Source organism: Mesorhizobium sp. BR1-1-4 (assembly GCF_020165375.1).
GTDB lineage: Bacteria > Pseudomonadota > Alphaproteobacteria > Rhizobiales > Rhizobiaceae > Mesorhizobium > Mesorhizobium australicum.
Genome location: NZ_JAIUIB010000008.1, coordinates 256,743 through 273,459, shown reverse-complemented (window position 1 = coordinate 273,459; position 16,717 = coordinate 256,743). Strand labels below are relative to the sequence as shown.

22 protein-coding genes are annotated in these 16,717 nt (G+C 63.7%); 8 read left to right on the top strand and 14 right to left on the bottom strand.

What is annotated here, in order from left to right:
- Positions 1-98 precede the first annotated feature (98 nt).
- A complete protein-coding gene (locus tag LB571_RS19500; protein WP_224597009.1) occupies positions 99-1,439 on the top strand; it encodes a hypothetical protein in 1,341 nt (446 codons plus the stop codon).
- 45 nt (positions 1,440-1,484) lie between these two features.
- On the opposite strand, the gene LB571_RS19495 is transcribed toward LB571_RS19500, so the two are convergent.
- The 4 genes from LB571_RS19495 to LB571_RS19480 form a co-directional block, all read right to left on the bottom strand.
- On the bottom strand, positions 1,485-2,057 hold the full coding sequence (locus LB571_RS19495) for a hypothetical protein (RefSeq protein WP_015316812.1): 573 nt from the start codon (positions 2,055-2,057) through the stop codon (positions 1,485-1,487).
- Positions 2,054-2,674, bottom strand: a complete 621-nt coding sequence (locus LB571_RS19490; RefSeq protein ID WP_224597006.1) for a hypothetical protein — start codon at positions 2,672-2,674, stop codon at positions 2,054-2,056. The genes LB571_RS19495 and LB571_RS19490 overlap by 4 nt, the downstream gene beginning before the upstream one ends.
- Complete coding sequence (locus LB571_RS19485) at positions 2,671-3,297, bottom strand: hypothetical protein (protein WP_224527288.1); 627 nt, start codon at positions 3,295-3,297, stop codon at positions 2,671-2,673. Before LB571_RS19485 ends, LB571_RS19490 begins: the two co-directional genes overlap by 4 nt.
- 102 nt (positions 3,298-3,399) lie before the next feature.
- Positions 3,400-3,762 (bottom strand): hypothetical protein, encoded by a 363-nt coding sequence (locus LB571_RS19480; protein ID WP_015316814.1) that lies wholly within the window; start codon positions 3,760-3,762, stop codon positions 3,400-3,402.
- A gap of 182 nt (positions 3,763-3,944) precedes the next feature.
- Here LB571_RS19480 and LB571_RS19475 point away from each other — a divergent pair, with 182 nt between their 5' ends.
- Complete coding sequence (locus tag LB571_RS19475) at positions 3,945-4,247, top strand: hypothetical protein (RefSeq protein ID WP_015316815.1); 303 nt, start codon at positions 3,945-3,947, stop codon at positions 4,245-4,247.
- Positions 4,248-4,403: 156 nt separating this feature from the next.
- Here LB571_RS19475 and LB571_RS19470 read toward each other — a convergent pair whose 3' ends face one another.
- Positions 4,404-5,099, bottom strand: coding sequence for an XRE family transcriptional regulator (locus tag LB571_RS19470; RefSeq protein WP_041163394.1), 696 nt, complete (start codon positions 5,097-5,099; stop codon positions 4,404-4,406).
- Between the two features lie 580 nt (positions 5,100-5,679).
- Between LB571_RS19470 and LB571_RS19465 the strand changes: the two genes are divergently transcribed.
- A complete protein-coding gene (locus LB571_RS19465) occupies positions 5,680-6,318 on the top strand; it encodes a GcrA family cell cycle regulator (RefSeq protein WP_224596999.1) in 639 nt (212 codons plus the stop codon).
- Between the two features lie 117 nt (positions 6,319-6,435).
- Here the strand turns inward: LB571_RS19465 and LB571_RS19460 are convergent, their stop codons facing one another.
- Positions 6,436-6,792, bottom strand: coding sequence for a DUF982 domain-containing protein (locus LB571_RS19460; protein ID WP_140617910.1), 357 nt, complete (start codon positions 6,790-6,792; stop codon positions 6,436-6,438).
- 39 nt (positions 6,793-6,831) lie between these two features.
- Entirely contained in the window at positions 6,832-7,113 is a 282-nt protein-coding gene (locus tag LB571_RS19455) for a DUF982 domain-containing protein (RefSeq protein ID WP_140617911.1), read from the bottom strand.
- 93 nt (positions 7,114-7,206) lie between these two features.
- On the opposite strand from LB571_RS19455, the gene LB571_RS19450 reads away from it, so the two are divergent.
- The 3 genes from LB571_RS19450 to LB571_RS19440 all read left to right on the top strand — a co-directional run bounded on the left by LB571_RS19450 (position 7,207) and on the right by LB571_RS19440 (position 8,866).
- Positions 7,207-7,821: a YdaU family protein gene (locus tag LB571_RS19450; protein WP_140716485.1), complete on the top strand. Its 615-nt coding sequence runs from the start codon at positions 7,207-7,209 to the stop codon at positions 7,819-7,821.
- Positions 7,742-8,113, top strand: a complete 372-nt coding sequence (locus LB571_RS19445; protein WP_224596996.1) for a hypothetical protein — start codon at positions 7,742-7,744, stop codon at positions 8,111-8,113. The genes LB571_RS19450 and LB571_RS19445 overlap by 80 nt, the downstream gene beginning before the upstream one ends.
- Positions 8,114-8,272: 159 nt before the next feature.
- Positions 8,273-8,866, top strand: coding sequence for a DUF6456 domain-containing protein (locus LB571_RS19440; protein ID WP_224596993.1), 594 nt, complete (start codon positions 8,273-8,275; stop codon positions 8,864-8,866).
- Positions 8,867-8,900: 34 nt separating this feature from the next.
- On the opposite strand, the gene LB571_RS19435 is transcribed toward LB571_RS19440, so the two are convergent.
- The 3 genes from LB571_RS19435 to LB571_RS19425 are packed head-to-tail and all read right to left on the bottom strand — an operon-like array spanning position 8,901 to position 11,237.
- The gene (locus LB571_RS19435; protein ID WP_140725043.1) at positions 8,901-9,644 is read right to left on the bottom strand and encodes a GIY-YIG nuclease family protein; all 744 of its coding nucleotides are present in this window, start codon (positions 9,642-9,644) and stop codon (positions 8,901-8,903) included.
- Positions 9,641-10,822: a DNA cytosine methyltransferase gene (locus tag LB571_RS19430; RefSeq protein ID WP_140725046.1), complete on the bottom strand. Its 1,182-nt coding sequence runs from the start codon at positions 10,820-10,822 to the stop codon at positions 9,641-9,643. Before LB571_RS19430 ends, LB571_RS19435 begins: the two co-directional genes overlap by 4 nt.
- 1 nt (position 10,823) lies before the next feature.
- Entirely contained in the window at positions 10,824-11,237 is a 414-nt protein-coding gene (locus LB571_RS19425) for a very short patch repair endonuclease (protein ID WP_140725049.1), read from the bottom strand.
- Positions 11,238-11,384: 147 nt separating this feature from the next.
- Here LB571_RS19425 and LB571_RS19420 point away from each other — a divergent pair, with 147 nt between their 5' ends.
- Entirely contained in the window at positions 11,385-11,723 is a 339-nt protein-coding gene (locus tag LB571_RS19420) for a hypothetical protein (RefSeq protein WP_224596990.1), read from the top strand.
- Complete coding sequence (locus LB571_RS19415) at positions 11,720-12,364, top strand: HNH endonuclease (RefSeq protein ID WP_224596987.1); 645 nt, start codon at positions 11,720-11,722, stop codon at positions 12,362-12,364. Before LB571_RS19420 ends, LB571_RS19415 begins: the two co-directional genes overlap by 4 nt.
- Here the strand turns inward: LB571_RS19415 and LB571_RS19410 are convergent.
- The 4 genes from LB571_RS19410 to LB571_RS19395 form a co-directional block, all read right to left on the bottom strand.
- Positions 12,358-12,711 (bottom strand): hypothetical protein, encoded by a 354-nt coding sequence (locus LB571_RS19410; RefSeq protein ID WP_140788398.1) that lies wholly within the window; start codon positions 12,709-12,711, stop codon positions 12,358-12,360. The two genes, LB571_RS19415 and LB571_RS19410, sit on opposite strands and share 7 nt — an antisense overlap.
- 252 nt (positions 12,712-12,963) lie before the next feature.
- Entirely contained in the window at positions 12,964-14,991 is a 2,028-nt protein-coding gene (locus tag LB571_RS19405) for an acyltransferase family protein (RefSeq protein ID WP_224596985.1), read from the bottom strand.
- Between the two features lie 267 nt (positions 14,992-15,258).
- The gene (locus tag LB571_RS19400) at positions 15,259-15,561 is read right to left on the bottom strand and encodes a hypothetical protein (protein ID WP_015316825.1); all 303 of its coding nucleotides are present in this window, start codon (positions 15,559-15,561) and stop codon (positions 15,259-15,261) included.
- Positions 15,562-16,074: 513 nt separating this feature from the next.
- Positions 16,075-16,659 (bottom strand): TetR/AcrR family transcriptional regulator, encoded by a 585-nt coding sequence (locus LB571_RS19395; protein ID WP_140663505.1) that lies wholly within the window; start codon positions 16,657-16,659, stop codon positions 16,075-16,077.
- Between the last annotated feature and the right edge of the window lie 58 nt (positions 16,660-16,717).

Genomic DNA, 16,717 nt, shown 5'->3' with positions numbered 1-16,717 from the left:
CGCTCACCCCAGCCATTTGCCAGGAAGCTGCCCCATTTCTTGCAAAACATCCGCGCCTTGCTAGAAAGGCTTCGCGCGGGGCAGCGTGAAAGAATCTCATGGTTGCCGACATCATCGGGCCGATCAGCTTGAGTTTTTCGCTGCTGCGGCGCTTCTGGCCGCAGCTCGTGGCGCTGGTGCTGGCCGGGGTGCTGGCCGGCGATCTCCTGCTGCAGCTGGCTGCCAGGGTGGCGCTCGCCAACCATTTCGCCGGGCTTGCCATGCTGACGCTGGTGGCGCTGGCGCAGCTGGTGGTGACGGTTGCGATGTTCCATGTGCTGCGGCCAGGCCTGCCCAATGTGCTGGCCGCGCAGCGCGGCGCGGACAAGGCCGCGGCCTCCGAGAGCGAAGTCGCTGGCAAGGAGGCGAGAGGTACTGACCGGCGCGGCTCGCGGCTGGTGCGCATGATCACCATCGCGCTGCTGCCGTTCTTTGCCTATTACGCCGCCTGGGGGTTCCTCGGCGATATCGTGCGCCAATATTCGCGCGCCTCGCTCGAACAGGCCGATTTCGGCCAGAGCGGCAATGTGCTCGACGTGCTCGATTCGCGCTGGCTGCTGATTTCGGTCGCCGTGTCATGGCTGATCCGCCGGTTGGCCAAGTTCATGCAGACGAAGACGACGGCAACGTCGTTCTGGCAGATCGTGGTGGTGATCTGCGAGACCAACTGGATCTTCGTCGGTCTCTACGTCATCAGCCGCTGGAAGGACAGCGCGCTGCACTGGCTGATGAGCCGCAATCTCTGGTCCGTGCTGCAGGCGTCCATCGACGGGCTGGCGAGCCCGGTGACGGCGACGAGCGCCGCACCTGTGGTGACGGCGACGAGCGCCGCATCTGTGGTGCCGGTCGAGATCACCTCGATCGCGCCCTCGACGGTGGCGGTCAATCTGTTTTTCTACATGCTTTTGCCGCTGATCTGGCTGGTGATGGCGGCGCTGATCTATGGCTATGATGTGCGCGACGACGCGGCGTTGATGCGGGTCGACAGCCGCGTCGAGCGGTTCGGCCGGCGCTATGCCGGACTGCCGAAATTCCTGCGCGATTTCGTCGAGCATTTCATCGCCGGCTATCGTTCGCGCTACCTGCCAATCGCCAATGGCGTGCGGCTGACGGTGAGTTCCAGCCTGGTGCTTTTGTGCACGCTGATCGTCGGCTACCGCCTGCTCGACTGGGGCGCGGCCTGGCTGTGGCTTGGCGCGACGCGGCTGATTGGCCCGCACGAGCTCGATGTCTGGCAGATTTTCTCCCATGGACTGACGCTGCTGTTCGGCAGCCCGTTCCAGGATTCCTCCACCGGCATTTTGATCGAGCCGATCAGGATATGTTTTCTCGCCGCCGTGCTGGAGACGGCGTTCTCGCTGCCCAAGCGGGTGACCGGGACTGTCGAAGCGCGGAAGTAGAGGATTTGTTGGCGCCGGCCTTGCAGAGCCGAGCCTGGGGCGCTGTCACTTCGGCGGCCGCTGGAAACGCAGATACCACGGCCGTTCGCTGCCCAGCCCGACGGCGGGGCGAATGGTTTTCACCGCGTCCTCGGGCACGATGAAGGTGTCGCCGACGGTGATGACATCGCCTTTTTTGGCGCCGGAGAAGATGGCCGAAGCGCAATTCATCACGCCGTCGGGCAGGCTGACGCCGCTGATGAAATCGGGCAGCCATCGGCGCCCGGCGGCATCGGTCAGCATCAGTTTGCAGCCCAGCCATTGTTTCTGCAGGTCTGGGTCGCCAATGGTCACGGTGAAGGTAGCGATGACGGCGAAGGCGTGGTTGGGCAGGCGGCCGGCCTTGCCGCCGCGCAAATCGGCCAGTTTCCAGCCGCTGCCGCCGAACGGCACGGATTGGCCGAACTCGACATCCCTGGCGATAAGGTCCTCGCCATGCAGCCATTCGCGGACGCTGTCATGGCTGGTCTCGGCCAGTGTCAGCGGCAGCAGGATGGCGAGCGCCATCAAGCCGCGCCGGCGCCATCGTCGCTCGGATTGCCGGTCCACGGTCGGGGTGTCTGTCGAAACGGCGCTCATGTCTTGCCCTGCGGTGTCTTGTCCTGCGGTGTCAGGCCCGGCGCCGCGTCGAGGTCGAATTCCGGCAGGATGTCGGCCGGCTGGCCGTCAGCGCCGGTCGGCAGCGCGTCGAGGCTGATGCGGGCCTGCCCGTCGAGCGGGCCGAACTGGCGCGCCGATATCAGCAGCCTGGCGCCGCGGATCTGGTCCGGTGGTACCTCGAAAACGAACAGGCTACGCTTGTCCAGGCCCGGATCGACGCCGTGCGGCGGCATGTCGGGGCGGTAGCCCAGCCGCTCCGTCTGGTGATAACGCAGCCCGGTCGGGCCTTGCCAGATGCCGTCGGCGACCGCCGTGGAGGTGCTGGTCGCGGTGAGGTTTGTTGTTACCACCGCCCATAGGCCGCTGGTCGTCAAAAGCTTCTCCTGGCCGAACTGATTGGTCTTGAGCTGGCGCGCGAAGATCACCTTGTCCAAGCTGACAGCGAAGCTGCGCGCGCGCACCGTGTCATGCATCGAACCATCGATGGGGATAGGTGCGGTGAGGTCGGCATAATGCGGCTTCGTCATCTGCATGCCGTAGCTCAGCACCACGGTGGCGCAAAGGATCGCGAGATTGCCAAGCACGCGTATCCTCATGGGCCGCTTTCCGGCTGCCCACTCTGAGACTGCCCACTCTGCGACTGCCCGGCCGCCGGCAGGTCGGCGACCGGCAAGGTGACGGTGCCGAGCCGGTAGGGGTTGTACCAGCCTGGTGTGCCATAGAGATTGTCGCGCGGCTTGAAGATCTCGGCGGTGACGCCGAAGGCGAGGCTTGCCGGCACGGCGGCGTCCCCGGCAAGCGGCCAGACATAGGCCATGCGCTCGGTCATGCCGGGATGCAGTTCCGGCGTCATCGTGGGATCGCGTGTCAACACGATCATCGGCACGGGATCGGACAGGATGACGCCGTCCGGCGCGAAGACGTTGAAATAGCCCTTGTCGGATTGCGCGGTGTGGTTGGTCATGTCGACTTCCAGCACCAGCGCCTTCTGGCCCGGCTTCAGCGGCACGCCGTGGACCCTGGCATGGCCGACATAGGCGCGCACCGGCTGCAGGCGCCAGCGGCCGGCCTCGATGACGGCGTCTGGCGGCAATTGTGGTGGATCATGGGCGGGCAGGGCGCCGAATGCCCCCATCAGGCCGGCGACGAACAAGGCGGCAATGGTTCCCGCGCCGGCCGTTATCCAGGTCTGAACTTTTGAGCGGGCAGTCTTGAACATTCCAAATTATGTGCGTCGAACGAACAGGCACCCCAGGCGCAATCTAGAAAGAAAAATCAGGGATTGAAACCGCAAATGGCTCGGTCCAGCCGTGCTCGGGCCTCAGGCTGCTTCAAGTGCCCAAAGACGATGGCCGAAACGGCGGAAGAAGCGCGCCACGAGCCGCTGCTGCTTCGCCCTGGCAAGGTCGGCCAGGCGCCGTTCCTGGCGCCAGCGCGGCATGTTGCGCCAGCCGGCGATGAAACGGGCTGCATCCTCGACGGCTTCGTGCGCCGACAGCGCCGGGTCGATCGCGGCCAGGAACAGCGGCTCCGCCTGCTTCAACTCGTCGATGACGGCCTTGCGCCTGAAATGATCCAGGCGGGCCTGCGCGATGCCGGTGCGGCGGATCGCCTCGAAGGCTTCGAGCAAGGCGGGACTGTCGCCGGTGTAGCCGCAGGCGCGGGCGAAATCGGCGGCATCCATTCTTGCTCCCGGATCTGGCGCGAGGTGATCCCGCGCCGACTCACATTTGCAAGTGTGATATAAGCATAACTCAAACGTACATAGAAGGGAGACTTTTGGAGGAGTTTGGAAACTGCGACTCGACTCCTGCTTCGAAACACGGGAAGATAGGAACAAAGCACGAACAAAAGGACGGAGAAGTGATGGCGTTGCCAGGCAGGGAAGCAGTGATCGCGCAGGTCGCCTCGCTGTCGGTCGAGTGCGCCGATTGCGGCCGCAACAGGTGGTGGCGGCCCGATCAGTTGAAGCGCTTCGGTGTGAATGGGAGCACGCCGCTGGCCGCGCTGTCGGGCCGCATCGTCTGCTCGGCCTGCCGGGCCGACGGGCTGCCTGGCACGGCGATCTCGATCCAGGCCGCTTTCATCGACGAGCGCCAGCGCGTGCGCTCGGAAGCGCGCATGCTGAGCGGCCGCGACGTGCCGCTGGAGGGGTCGAGGCGGGCTTGAGGGCGCCGGCTGCCTAAGGCGTCAGCAAACGTGTCTTCGTCGAAGAGGGCAACGTCTCGCCCGCCGTGAAAGGCTTGCAAGACCGTCACGGTGTTGTCCTTGACGCTGAATGCTATCGTGGCTCGCGGGCGATAGCCCACGCCACGCAGGCCCGGTCTAGTATCCCAGCAGTTCCTTCAGCGGAATCACCCGCCAGACGTGCTTGATGGCGTAGCGATTGAAGGTCAGCGTCTTGGGCGGATTGTACTGCTCGACCACCAGCTCGCCCGCCGTGCGCCGGACCAGTTTCTTGATGAAGGCCTTGCCGTTCTTCTCGTTCTCGTCGGGAAAGGTCTCGATCACCACATGGTCGCCCGGCACCGCGTCGCGGCCGCCGCAATAGATCATGTCGCCGGGTTCGTAGCGCGGCACCATGGAATCCGAGAGGACATGGAGCGCGAATACTCTCGGCAGGTTGCGGATCCCTGGCGGACGCTGCACGTATCCTGCCGGCTCGCCGTTGAAGGTGAAGTCGCCGTCGTCGCCGCCGACGGCGGCGCCCAGCACCGGAATGTCCATCGCTCCGGCCGGCAGCGGGCCGGCGTCGGTGACGATCTCGGCGTCCGCCACTGGGCCGGCATCGTCGAGAAAGACGACCTGCCCTTGGCCCAGCGCCACGGGGTCGACGCGCAGGAAGGCGGCGGTCTTCAGCAAGTTCTCGGTCTTGGGCAGGTTGCGCCCGGTTTCCCAGTTGCCGACGGCGGCGACATCGGTGTCGTTGTGCTCGGCGATGTGGCGCATGACCAGGCCACGCTGCTTGCGTGCCTGGCGGATCGCGGCCCCGACCCTGATCGACAGTTGCGTTTTCACCATGGCCTCATGTGACCGGCAAGTCCTGCTTTCGTCCATGAAAGAATGGCTTGCATGAGTTTTTGAGTTATGCTTATATCGACTTATGCAAAAGCTCAACCCTCTCAGAGTCGACAGCACCTCCAGACCGGCCTTGCCGGCCTGCCCTTTCCCTTCCGCCCCGGCCGCCACCTCCCCGGCCGGGGCGAAGCGCGAAGCCGATTGCCTTGGTGCATCGGCCTTGCGTCCGGTCCGCCCGTTCCCGGCGGCCGGAACGGCCGGAGCCGCCGCTCCCCGCGGCTCCGGCCCCCCATTCGACCCGGCCGCGGGTGTTGCCTGTCGCACGCAGAACGGCACCGTAGATCCTGTACGAGCCGATGACGGGCAGGGCTGGTTCGGCCCCCCGATAGAGACCTGGCGCGGGCGCGGCTTGCGCGCCTCGCCGCAGGTCGCCCGGCGAGGCTGAGAGCCGGCTCGTCCACAGCAATCCCAGCGGCCGACAGGCCGACCAGGCCCGACAGCGCCCATGACGGCCGCGGGCAAACCCCACGCTTGCCTGACGGCGCCGTCCACGGCGGCCGCTGGCCGCGCAATGGAGACGGACATGGCAAGCTACAGTGACAGCGAATTGCAGGCGATTGCCGCCTGGCTCGGGGATGGGCTTTCGGCCTCCAGGATCGCGGCGGCGTTCAGCGCACAGCGCGGCAGCCCAGTATCGCGCAACGCCATTATCGGCATCGTCCATCGCAATGCCATGCTGGGCGCGATCGGCTTCGCCAATGGCAAGGGCCCGTCGGCGGCCGGCACGGCGATGGCCACGGCGGCGAGCCGAGCCGCCAAGGCGGAACCTCCAACGAGCCGTGCCGGCGCCATCCCGCAGCCGGGGAGCACACCGGCCGTGCGGCCGAAGCAGGCCCCTTCGCCCGTCCGGCCACGGCTTTTCCAACGCGAGGCGGGCGTGCTGATCGCTGATGGGCAAACCTACCGCTTCAAGGTGCCGGCGTCGCCGCGCGGTCCTATCGGCCGGCAGCCGCATGGCGTGGCCATGCGCTTCATCGATTGCCTGTTCACCCGCTGCCGTGCTCCGCTCGACCCAGCGCCGGAGGAAGATGCTAAAAATGGTCAGCCCGGCGGACGGCCCGGCCAGGACATGCTGTGCTGCGGCATGCGCACCACGGCGTTGAAAAGCTACTGCGGCTACCATCAGGCGCGCTTTCACCGCCCTGTTTGCGAAGCCGGGTGAAGCTCGGTCCCTTCTCCCCGTTGAATGGAGGAAAAGGCGCTTCTCACGCCGCCGTCACCAGTTTCGATCGCCGCCAATACCGGGAGAATTACCGTGAACGCCTATCGCGCCGCACCGCTATTTCGGCATCTGGCGCCCTTGTTTGGGCGGCTGCACCGCCCGTCGCTCCAGCATCGTCGCCGGGCCGCCGCCGGCAACCAGAATGCCGGCAACCCGGGCAAAGCCGGTGAACACTTTCATTGCATCGGATTGCGAGATCTGCGCCGCGATGGCGGCGCTGCAGGCGTTGAGGGCGCTGCGATAGACGTGGCCCCGCCGCTCGATCGGCCAGCGCTGCAGGAAATCGGCGGCCTCGCTGACAGTCTCGATCTCCTCGACGTGGCCGTCCAGGGAGACTTTGAGCGGCACTCCGGTCTTCATCGTACCCACGGCATTCACCTTCGGTGCGGGCGCGGCTTCCGAGCCGACGCTCATAAACGCACAAGGCCTGCCGCCGGTTGCATCGCGGCCGTCTCAGGGGCTCGCCGCCGCGTCGAGCCACTCATGCGCGCGGCTTCTTGGCTTGGCCACCAATATGCCTTGTTGCCTGGCCGCCTCGCGGAAGGCCTCGAAGGCGGGGCGCGGACAGCAAGTGCCCTCGACCGCGAGCCGGACGAGCCGCGCCGCCTCGAGATAGCCCGGCGCGGTTTTGTCGGGCCATTGGTGACGAAGCGCTGTCGCCGCATCGGCCACCGAGCCGACCAGCATGGTCTTGTTGTCGCAGAAACGCAGGGTCACCGGCATGAAAGCCGTCATGGGCAATCCTCCCCTTGGGCATGGACGCGTCACAACGTCCGGACCGGCGGCGGGTTCCATTAGCGCGGCTGTAAGAACGAGGTGGTGCGCGGCATGAGCGAACGGCCCTTCATGCAGCTCTACGTCTCCGATTTCGTCGGCGACACGCTGCAACTCTCGACCGAGCAGATCGGCGCCTACATGCTGCTGCTGATGGCGATGTGGAATGCCGGGGGAAGCCTGCCCGATGATGACGCCAGGCTGGCGCGCGTGGCGCGCCTGCCGTTGAAGCGATGGCGGGCGATCAGCGCCGAGCTGCTCGCCTTCTTCGAGCGCGAGGGCGACGAGATCGGACACAAGAGACTGACGAAGGAGCTGCGCAAGGCGCGGCTCAAGAGCGAGGCGAGAGCGGCCGCCGGCGCGCGCGGCGGAGCCGCCACCGCCTTGAAAACAAAGGCGCATACCCAAGCAAATGCCGATGTTTTGACGCGGCATTCTCCAGAGTCCAGAAACCAGATGGAAAAAGCTTCGGCTTTTTCAGCGCGCGAAGGGCGCGAAAGACCGGGCCGGCTCAAAAAGCCGCCGGGCTGGACCAGGCCGAAAACCCACGGGGACGCCGCCAACGCCATCATCGAGGAGATCCGCGGATATGACCACGGCCGAACTGCAGCAGGCAACGAAGGCGCTGGCGGCAATGTTCTCCTGCTTCCCGCAATCCGCCCTGACTGACGTCGAGATGCAACTGCGCGGCTACCTCGGCGCGATCAGGGATGCCGAACTAGGCGACCTGCAGGCCGCCATCCAGCGCTTCGTGCGCGGCGAGGTGAGGAGCGGCAACGCGCAGTTCTGCCCTTCGAGCGCGCAGCTCTGCATCGAAGTGCGCGAGCGGCGGGTGATGCGGGAGTTGCTGGCGCGGAGGGGCGTCGGCCTGGTTTCCTCGCCTGTGCGAAGCGGGGGAGAGGCGGCCCGGCGAAGCCGGGACGGAGAGGGGGACGCCCTCGGCCACGCCAGAGCCGACTGAGATTTGAGCATTGCAATGCGCACCCCTGAAGAAGCGACTTTCGACTGTCGGCGCCGCCTCCGCTCTGTCCGCTTCGCGGCCCACCTCTCCCACGCTTTGCGAGGCCGAGGAACCCAGGTTCTGCAAGGCCACCACTCGAACACAACCAAGGAGCCACCCATGCCCAAAAAAACCAAGGCCGCCAGGCCGCAAGCGCCGAAACTGCCGAGAGGCGAGGCCGAGCAGGTGCGCATCCGTCGCGAGGTCGGCCATGATTTCGCGCTGAAGGACGATGCCTTCGGCCGCAAGCGGCTGACACCGGGCACGGCCGAGGCGCGGCGCGTCTACGAGGTGTCGAATGACGGCCACACTTCCACCGGCGGCATCGTGCGGGTGCGCAATGTCGACCCGCTGCTGGGCATCACCTCGCTGACCCGCCAACAGCGCGAGGCCGGCATGCGCTACCGCGAGCACTTCCGGTGCAGCCAGCAGGCCGATATCAAGCCGATGCGCTGGACGGAGCGCGTCGACGGCGGCCGCATCGGCGGCGGCATCGCCGACAGCGTGCTCAACGCCGGCCGCGCGCACGCCGCCGCGACACGGGCGCTCGGGCATTGGGACGTGGCGGCAATCGTGCGGAAGGTCGTGTGCCTGGAACAGCCGGTGAAGACCGTGGCCGAACAGGATGGCGAAGGCCGCGACGTGGTGACAAGGCTGTTGAAGGTAGGGCTCGACCTGCTGGCCGTGCACTATGGGATGATGATGGGACGGTGAGCAGCGAAGGGCACGGCTGTTTGATAAGGCCCTTCTACCCCTTTGAAACCGCGATTACTTCAGCCTGGGGGTAATCACGTTTCTCTTTGTAGAGGATGATGTAACCGGGCAGGGCGGTTGCCTGCCATCCTTGAGGCAAGGGATTCACGATATGACGGATCGCTGCCCTTGGAGTTATAGGGCCGCTCAACGCCGCCAGCTTGGTTGCATCGAAATCCGAGTCAGCTTTCTGGAAACGGAACGTGTACGGCAAGGCCTCTTTGAGCCGAGCGAGGGCGCTTGACGCGGTCTCGCCATGGTCGATGGCGAACGCCATTTGCCGGTCAATGTCGATCGGGAACTTAGCGTCATAGTTCTTGGATTTGACCTTAGTGGTGTCGCGCTGCCTGCCTGGATCGTTGGAGCCGAACCCGCTTCCATTCCAATCTATGGCCTTTACGCCGCCATAGTGGCGTATGAGATTCGCCTCCAGATCCATGGCTGTGAACACGAAAATGCGCACGGCCTTGAAGCTAACGCGCGCTGGATCCAGGTCAACCCGATGCATGATCTTGCGGGCATGGCGGGACAGGCGCTTCTGTAGTCCGGCCTCGGCGTCAGTCTTGCCCACATAGACGAGCTGACCATCAAGCAGGAGTTGATAGACGCCCTGTTCCTCGGGGACCGCCTGCAAGCTCGCGGTGTTGAGCGGGGCAGTATCAAGCCTGTCAAGCACGTCGATAAGTCGTGCCAACAGTGCGCCTGGAAGGTCGAATTCGAATTCGACATAACCCTTCATTTCAAGAAATCCGACCCACCGAAGTCGAGATGGCGTTTCACGCTGCGCGCGACGATGTTCGCCAGTTCCACCGGGACAGCATTGCCGAGCTGACGCATGGTTTCGGACCATGCGCCGTGGAAACGGAAATTATCCGGGAATGTCTGCAAGCGCGCGCTTTCGCGCACGGTGAAGTAGCGCACGCTGCCATCTGGCCGTAGCAGCATGTTCTCGCCACCCGGAACGCCATGGACACCTGCTTTCAGCGTCTTGGCCGGTTCGTCGAGTGGGCTTCCGGTGTGCCCGGGATAGGATCGCGCTCCGGGTTGGAACCGGTGGTTGTTATGGTTCGCGGCTTTTCGCAACTCATGCTCGGGATCGGGCAGATCGCCTATCGCGTCTCGCGTTGTCCGCCACGGCGCGGTTTTTGGTTTGACGTCGAGTCGTGCCGCGCGCTCGGAATGCCTATCGCCAACCTTGCGATCAGCATTGCGGACCTTGTGTCGATCCCAGTAGTCCCCTTTTTCCTGATCCCACAGCAAGGCCTCGAGAGAGTGCGTCTCCAACGGGAAAGCCCATTTGATGTCGAGGTCGGCTCGGAAGCCCACGAAAATTACCCGCTCCCGACGCTGCGGGATACCGTAGTTCGCCGCGTTTAACGATCGTGGAACAACCCGATATTCAAGGCCTCTTGGTCCACGACGGCCGGTATGATGCTTTTCAAGCCGCCGCAGATGGCTTTCCCAACCCTCGTCGGATTCGGCGACCAGCTCCGGGTAGGTCATTTGCAGCACGATGTGCGAAAAATACGTCGCGAAGGTTTCGCGAGTCAGCCCTTTGACATTCTCGAAGATGAAGGCGCGTGGCTTGGCTTCCCGAACCGCCCGGACCGCTTCCGGCCACATATCACGCGAATCCAGATGGGCGCGATGCTTGCCGCCCAACGAGAATGGTTGGCAGGGCGGGCCGCCTGTCACCAGATCTATCTTGCCCTCGTGTGCCCGAAAATCCACGCCGCGAACATCGCCCTCGATAGGCTCCGGCCAATCACCGACCAGGCCGAGGCCATCGGCCCGGTTTTCGCGAATGGTGTCGCAGCACCACCGGTCCCACTCGATTACGGCTTCCGGCGTGAATCCGGCACGGCTCACACCCATGCCAAGCCCGCCAGCGCCCGCGAACAGCTCGATCGATTTCATGCTATTCCCCCACGAATTGGCGCAGCTTGTTCTCTAATTGTTCACTTTGCCGCAATTCGCATTCCCAGACAACCAGGACGTTCCAGCCGAGCCGCTTTAGTGCATCCTGTTTGAGCGCGTCGCGCTCCGCGTTCGCCGACAATTTAGGTTCCCAGAAATCCAACCGGGACTTTGGAAGACGGGCGAGCCGGCACGCCGGATCGTCGTGACGATGCCAAAAGCACCCATGAATGAAAATCGCTTTTTTGCGTTTTCCAAAAACAATGTCCGGTTTTCCAGGCAGGTCGCCACGGTGGAGCCGGTAACGATAGCCCATCCCGTGGAGTAGCCGGCGCACGACCATCTCCGGCTTCGTATCCCTGCCATGGATACGCGCCATCCGTTCACTTCGTTCGGTGGTCGAGAGGGTGTCCACTTTTCATCGTCTCATGATTCGGGAAGATGGTGTTGCGTTTTGGCACGAAAGTGAAGGGCCAGAGGTGCAACCATTGTTGGAAGGAGCCATCTCGCACGATGTTCGAAACGCGGCTAAATTCCAGTCCGTGTAGTGCCGAGGGGAATCGTGAAAGCCATTTTCGATTTGAAATCGGGGTCTGGTTATAAGGATGGCCAAGGCCATTATCACTTTCCGGCTCGCTATCTGGAAGTGGCTCGAAATTCGGTTGGTGATTGGGTGCTTTACCGTGAACCTCGACGCAATAATGGTAGCCAAGCTTATATTGCCGTCGCTCGGGTGGCCGATATTGAGCCGGATCTGGAACTGGCCGGCCACTACTATGCCAATGTGACGGACTACCTGGACTTTCCGACACCTGTGCCTTTCAAGAAGGACGGCCGCTACGCAGAGACAGCGCTACGCCATGTCGGTGACGGGAGATACAAGGCAGATCGATACGGTTGATCCCGCAGGAGGATTTCGACGAGATCGTCCTGGCTGGCTTGCGGGAACCACTCGACCCCGCAAATGCCAGAAGACTTAGCCCTGATATGCTTCCGCTCGACGTTCCATGGTCGATGCAGCCTCGTTTCGGTGGACAATCCGGTTTTGCCGAGACAGTCGATCGTCGGGTCGAGCGGATTTTGCTAAACCGCAAAGTCCGTGACGCGACTTTCCGGCTGGAGGTCTGTCGCGCCTACGAGGATACCTGCGCCGTCACCGGCTTGCGCATCATCAATGGTGGTGGTCGAGCTGAGGTTCAGGCCGCACATATCAAGCCGGTCGCGGCTGGTGGTCCCGATGTTGTGCGCAATGGCATCGCGCTATCAGCCACCGTGCACTGGCTATTTGACCGACACCTGATTTCGATAGACGAGAACCATCGGCTGCTGGTCGCTCATAATCGGGTCCCCAGTGAATTGAGAAATCTCTTTCGCCCTGAATCCCAAGGTTTGCACTGGCCCAAGGATTCGCGATTGATGCCCCATCCGGCGTTCTTGGCTCACACCGAGAGCGGTTCGCGCGCGTGCACTGATCTTGAGGCACACTCCTTTATCCGCCACCGGCCGGCTAACGCCGGCCGGGCCAAATCCCAAGGTCAGTAGCCGCAGACCCGCACTCTCTCGATTACACGGTGGTGGTGGCGCCAATGCTTCACCAGCTCGGTGTGGCAGCGGCGATGGTACATGCCGTAATAGCGCGGCCGGTAGCCGTCGTCGTACACGCCATAACGATAGTGGTGACGGCGGTAATAGGCTCCATCGTCGGAGTAGCCACCGTAATAGTCGCTATCGTCGGAGTAGTGACGGTAATAGTCGCGATGTCTGGGAACGTAGTAGTCGTCATCATAGCCGTTCCCGATGCCGAGCGTGATACTGGCGGCATTTGCCGGAGCGATCACCGCCATCGCCGAAGCGACCGCGATCACGGATGCAAGCAAGAGCTTTTTCATGACAACCTCCTTCTTAAGGTGTGCCTAATAAACGCTGCAGCCGCGGCCCTGTTCCCATAAATCGGTGGATCGATCGTTCGAGCTGTTTGCCGGGGCGCGAAAGGACCTGTCCGGCGATGCCGCCCTGGCCATACCTGTCAACATGGTGGGGCGCGTTTTGAACCTTGGCCGCCGCTGTCCATTTCCCCTGGATGCAACGGGGGCCGAGTAAGCGGGCGCCTCTTCTTTCTTCCGCAGGAGAAAGGAAACCCTCTAGAACAGCGCCTTTTCCAGCGGTGCTGCCAGTGTCTCGGCAAAGGCCGTCGCCAGATGATGCCTGTCGCGGAAGGCGAGTTTGCCGTCGATGAAGACGTGGCATTCGGTCGGGCCGCAGAAGCGGTCGGTGAGGTCGACATAGAGCGTGTCGGGGATGCTTTTCACCACCGCGCGCTCGGCGGCGGCCACGTCGTCATTGGCGGCCTCGGCCCTCGGCGTGTCGCACAGCGACGGCGCCTCGCGCCACCACAGCGCGCGGGCGACGCAGGCGTTCGCGAAGCTGTCGCCGATCGGCGTGTCGCGGATGACGGCGGCCTCGACGCCGGCCTGGCTGAAGGCCTCCAAGGTGGAGCGCAGGCCAGCCTGCCAGCGAGCTATCTCGGCCTTGCGGCTGGCGGCGGACATGTCGCGTGTCAGATTGCCGATCGAGAATTCCGAGATCACCACCAGGCGCGGCTTGCTGCGGATAATGTCTGAAATCGCCTGTTCGCGCCAGGCGTCGCATTCGGTGTAGTCGCGCTTGAGCACGGCGTTGAAGGTCGACAGGCGTGAAGCGCGGCACGAGGATTTGAGGTAGGTGATCACTTTGGTGTCGTTGCGTTTTGCTGCCTCGACCAGCGGCGTCGACCAGTGGTCGGCATGCGAATCGCCGAACAGCACGATGGTGTGGGCGGCGTCGGCCGGCCCGAAGGTGCAAGGTTTCGGCTCCACCGTGTGAAAATCGAGCAGGCAGTCCTTGTCGACGGCGCGCGCGATGGACGGCTGTTCGGCGGCCTCTTCGATGCCGCGCTGGGTGGGGTCGATGTTGCGCGTGGCCAGATGCGCGTTGGCGTAGGCCGCAGCCACGCCGGCGGCGGTCAGCACGAGGGCCGGGGCGAGGGCAAGCCCGGGGAAAAGCCGAAGCGGTCCTGCGGCCGGGCTGGCGTCGAAGCGAAAGGCCCTGGCTGTCGCCGCCAGCCAGTCGCCGCGCCGCGCGGGGTTTTCGATCAGCCGGTAGGTGGCCGACGCCAGCGCCAGCGCCAGCACGGCGCAGCCGATGCGCTGCGCCACGCCGAGGTCGGGCTGCAGCATGGTGGCATAGACGATGACGGGCCAATGCCAGAGATAGAGCGAATAGGAGAGCGTGCCGACCCACTGCAAGGGCGGCAGCGAGAGCATGGCGGCGGGCGCCAAGGCCCGCCAGCGAGTCCTGGCCGGGGCATCGCCCTGCTCGCCGGCGCCGTTCAACAGCACCAGCACGGAGCCGGCAACCGGCAGCAGCGCGTACCAGCCGGGGAAGGGCAGGTCTTCGCTCAAACAGAGATAGGCGACGGCGATCAGCGCCAAGCCCAACCATCCCTGTGCCGCCCGCAGCCAGGATTGATGCCGCCACAAGATTGGCGCGGCAAAGGTCGCCAGGCCGCCGGCGGCGAATTCCCAGGCCCGCAGCGGCGAGAAATAGAAAGCCCAGGCCGGCGAGAGACTGGTGAGCCAGAGACAAGCCGCGAAGGAGGCGAGGCCGACGGTACCGATCACGACCACCGTCATGCGCCGGCCCCGATGCAACCAGGCGGCGAAGACAAGCAGTGCCGGCCAGACGAGATAGAACTGCTCCTCCACCGACAGCGACCAGAAGTGGATGAAGGGGTTGCTCAAGGCATCGGCGGCGAAATAGTCGAACGACCAGCGCAGCAGCCACAGATTGATGGTATAGGCCGCGGCATACATGGCGCCGCGCGAATAGAGCGCCTGTTCCTGCGGCGCCATGATGAAGGTGCCGATGGCGAGCGTGATCAGGATGACGAAGATGGCGGCCGGCAGAAGGCGCCGTGCGCGCCTGGCATAGAAGCGCCAGAGGTCGAGCCGGCCGGTCTCGGTGATCTCCTGCATCAGATGCGTGGTGATCAGCCAGCCGGAAATGACAAAGAAGATGTCGACCCCGGCAAAGCCGCCAGGCAGCGCCGTGAGGCCAAAATGGTAGGCGACGACGCCGCCAACCGCCAGCGCGCGCAAGCCCTGTATGTCAGGCCGAAACGATGCCGCCACGACAGCTCCTTCGTTTGCGCCCAGCCGTCACCTGTCCGGCCGGGTAGCCGATATTGCAATGCAGCATATATTTCGCAGTGCAACATGGCCAGAGCAAGGACGCTGTTTTTTCCTCTTCTTGAAAAAAGCGGAAATGTGTTGATCGAGGCAAAAACTCGTGGGGTCAGGCACTTGGAGTGGGGGCCGAATGAGTAGCGGCAGGGCAAAGCACGGCGGTCACGAAAACAGCCCCGCGAACGGGGCTGTTTTCACGGCTGCGGCGCATTATCAACTGCCGCCGTTCAATTTCACGCTGCTGCAGAACTCCGGATGCGTGTTGGTCGGGTTGGCGTTCTTGGCCTCGTCGGCGCAGGCGGTCTTCATGGCGGTCTGGTCCTCGGGCGTGAGGGCCTTCCAGGCTTTGACGAAGTCATCATTGCCGACCATCTTCTTCATGCCTGAGTCCGTGTAGAACGGCTTCATCTTGGCAGGATCGTCGAGAGCGGATGTTCCCGTGCTGCCTCCCGCGAGAGCCGAACCGGTGGCCATCGAAAGCGCCATCGCGCCAAGACAGATCATCTTGATGTTCATGACTGGATCCTTCCCTGTTGCTTTGTGATCGTCGAAGCAACGATCAAGGTTATAACGAAACAGTTTGCCCGAAAGTTCCGGTTTATCAGACCAAGATTCCCTAATTCCGCCAAAATGTGTTCTGTCTAGCCTTAGAAATATTTGCAATATTTGGAACGCGAGCCACGGCTCCAGGCGACTGCTTGGTTTTCAGCAATCTTCCCCGCTGCCGCTCATCGCCGCTGACGCTGGACGACCAGGCTTCAGGTCGTCTGGACAACTTCGCGGCTCGCGGATGGTTCCGGGTTCCGGCAGGACGGCCTTGTCGCCGCACAAAAAAGGCCTCGCGGGCGCAGCCAGCGAGGCATTGATTGGAGGGACTTGTCATCGCCTCAGGAAGCGATTGCGCAGCAACGAGGCCGGCTTGCGGAAAGTTTCAGCGCCCAGCGACCGTCAAGCGCCTCTGCTACGAGAGCCAAGATCAGCTTGCCGGCACCTTGCTGACTTCGTCTGAGCCTACAACTTCGCTCGAACCTAGGAGGAAGCCTCGCTATCCCGCTGGATCAGCGTGCGCGCCGCGTCTGCCCCTGCCGCCAGGATGCGTTCCGAGAGTTCCGTTCCGTCCACGGCGCGGGCCATCTGAAGGGCGCCGATAAGGGTCGCAAAGATGCCCAGCGCAACGCTTTCCCGATTCCGGGTCCGCGGCGGCAGTTCCGCCGCCACCTGGCGCACCTGGGTCAGCAAGCGCTCGGTGTAGAGTTGACGTGTTTCGGAAGGCTCGCGTGCGATCTCCGGCAGCAATGCGGCGGACGCGCAGCCCTGTCCCGGATTATCCCGGTGTGCCGTCGACAGATAAGCGTCGATGGCCATATCCAGGCCGCCGGCAGCCAAAGCTTCGCGGATCTGGTCCGACTGATCCTCCAAGGCCGCTGCCACGGTTTCACGGACAAGCGCCGCCTTGGATTGAAAGTGCGGATAGAAGGCCCCGTTGGTCAGGCCGGCGTCTTTCATGATGGTTGCGAGCCCGGACGCGGCGATACCGTCACCGCGAAAACGGTTGGCGGCAACCTCCATGATCCGGCTGCGCGAGGCGTCCTTCCGGCCTTTTTCATAGCGCATGGCTGCGATTCCTTTCTTCTATTGCATTATGAGTGTAATATGATATTACGAGCATAAT

Excerpts from the sequence above, each read along its gene's own strand:
- LB571_RS19495 (WP_015316812.1), bottom strand. The coding sequence starts at position 2,057 with ATGAGCGCCGTTTCGACAGACACCCCGACCGTGGACCGGCAATCCGAG.
- LB571_RS19480 (WP_015316814.1), bottom strand. The coding sequence starts at position 3,762 with ATGGATGCCGCCGATTTCGCCCGCGCCTGCGGCTACACCGGCGACAGT.
- LB571_RS19395 (WP_140663505.1), bottom strand. The coding sequence starts at position 16,659 with ATGCGCTATGAAAAAGGCCGGAAGGACGCCTCGCGCAGCCGGATCATG.
- LB571_RS19445 (WP_224596996.1), top strand. The coding sequence starts at position 7,742 with ATGACCACGGCCGAACTGCAGCAGGCAACGAAGGCGCTGGCGGCAATG.
- LB571_RS19470 (WP_041163394.1), bottom strand. The coding sequence starts at position 5,099 with ATGGTGAAAACGCAACTGTCGATCAGGGTCGGGGCCGCGATCCGCCAG.
- LB571_RS19465 (WP_224596999.1), top strand. The coding sequence starts at position 5,680 with ATGGCAAGCTACAGTGACAGCGAATTGCAGGCGATTGCCGCCTGGCTC.
- LB571_RS19430 (WP_140725046.1), bottom strand. The coding sequence starts at position 10,822 with ATGAAATCGATCGAGCTGTTCGCGGGCGCTGGCGGGCTTGGCATGGGT.
- LB571_RS19410 (WP_140788398.1), bottom strand. The coding sequence starts at position 12,711 with ATGAAAAAGCTCTTGCTTGCATCCGTGATCGCGGTCGCTTCGGCGATG.
- LB571_RS19435 (WP_140725043.1), bottom strand. The coding sequence starts at position 9,644 with ATGAAGGGTTATGTCGAATTCGAATTCGACCTTCCAGGCGCACTGTTG.
- LB571_RS19455 (WP_140617911.1), bottom strand. The coding sequence starts at position 7,113 with ATGACGGCTTTCATGCCGGTGACCCTGCGTTTCTGCGACAACAAGACC.
- LB571_RS19475 (WP_015316815.1), top strand. The coding sequence starts at position 3,945 with ATGGCGTTGCCAGGCAGGGAAGCAGTGATCGCGCAGGTCGCCTCGCTG.
- LB571_RS19485 (WP_224527288.1), bottom strand. The coding sequence starts at position 3,297 with ATGTTCAAGACTGCCCGCTCAAAAGTTCAGACCTGGATAACGGCCGGC.
- LB571_RS19440 (WP_224596993.1), top strand. The coding sequence starts at position 8,273 with ATGCCCAAAAAAACCAAGGCCGCCAGGCCGCAAGCGCCGAAACTGCCG.
- LB571_RS19490 (WP_224597006.1), bottom strand. The coding sequence starts at position 2,674 with ATGAGGATACGCGTGCTTGGCAATCTCGCGATCCTTTGCGCCACCGTG.
- LB571_RS19450 (WP_140716485.1), top strand. The coding sequence starts at position 7,207 with ATGAGCGAACGGCCCTTCATGCAGCTCTACGTCTCCGATTTCGTCGGC.
- LB571_RS19500 (WP_224597009.1), top strand. The coding sequence starts at position 99 with ATGGTTGCCGACATCATCGGGCCGATCAGCTTGAGTTTTTCGCTGCTG.
- LB571_RS19460 (WP_140617910.1), bottom strand. The coding sequence starts at position 6,792 with ATGAGCGTCGGCTCGGAAGCCGCGCCCGCACCGAAGGTGAATGCCGTG.
- LB571_RS19400 (WP_015316825.1), bottom strand. The coding sequence starts at position 15,561 with ATGAACATCAAGATGATCTGTCTTGGCGCGATGGCGCTTTCGATGGCC.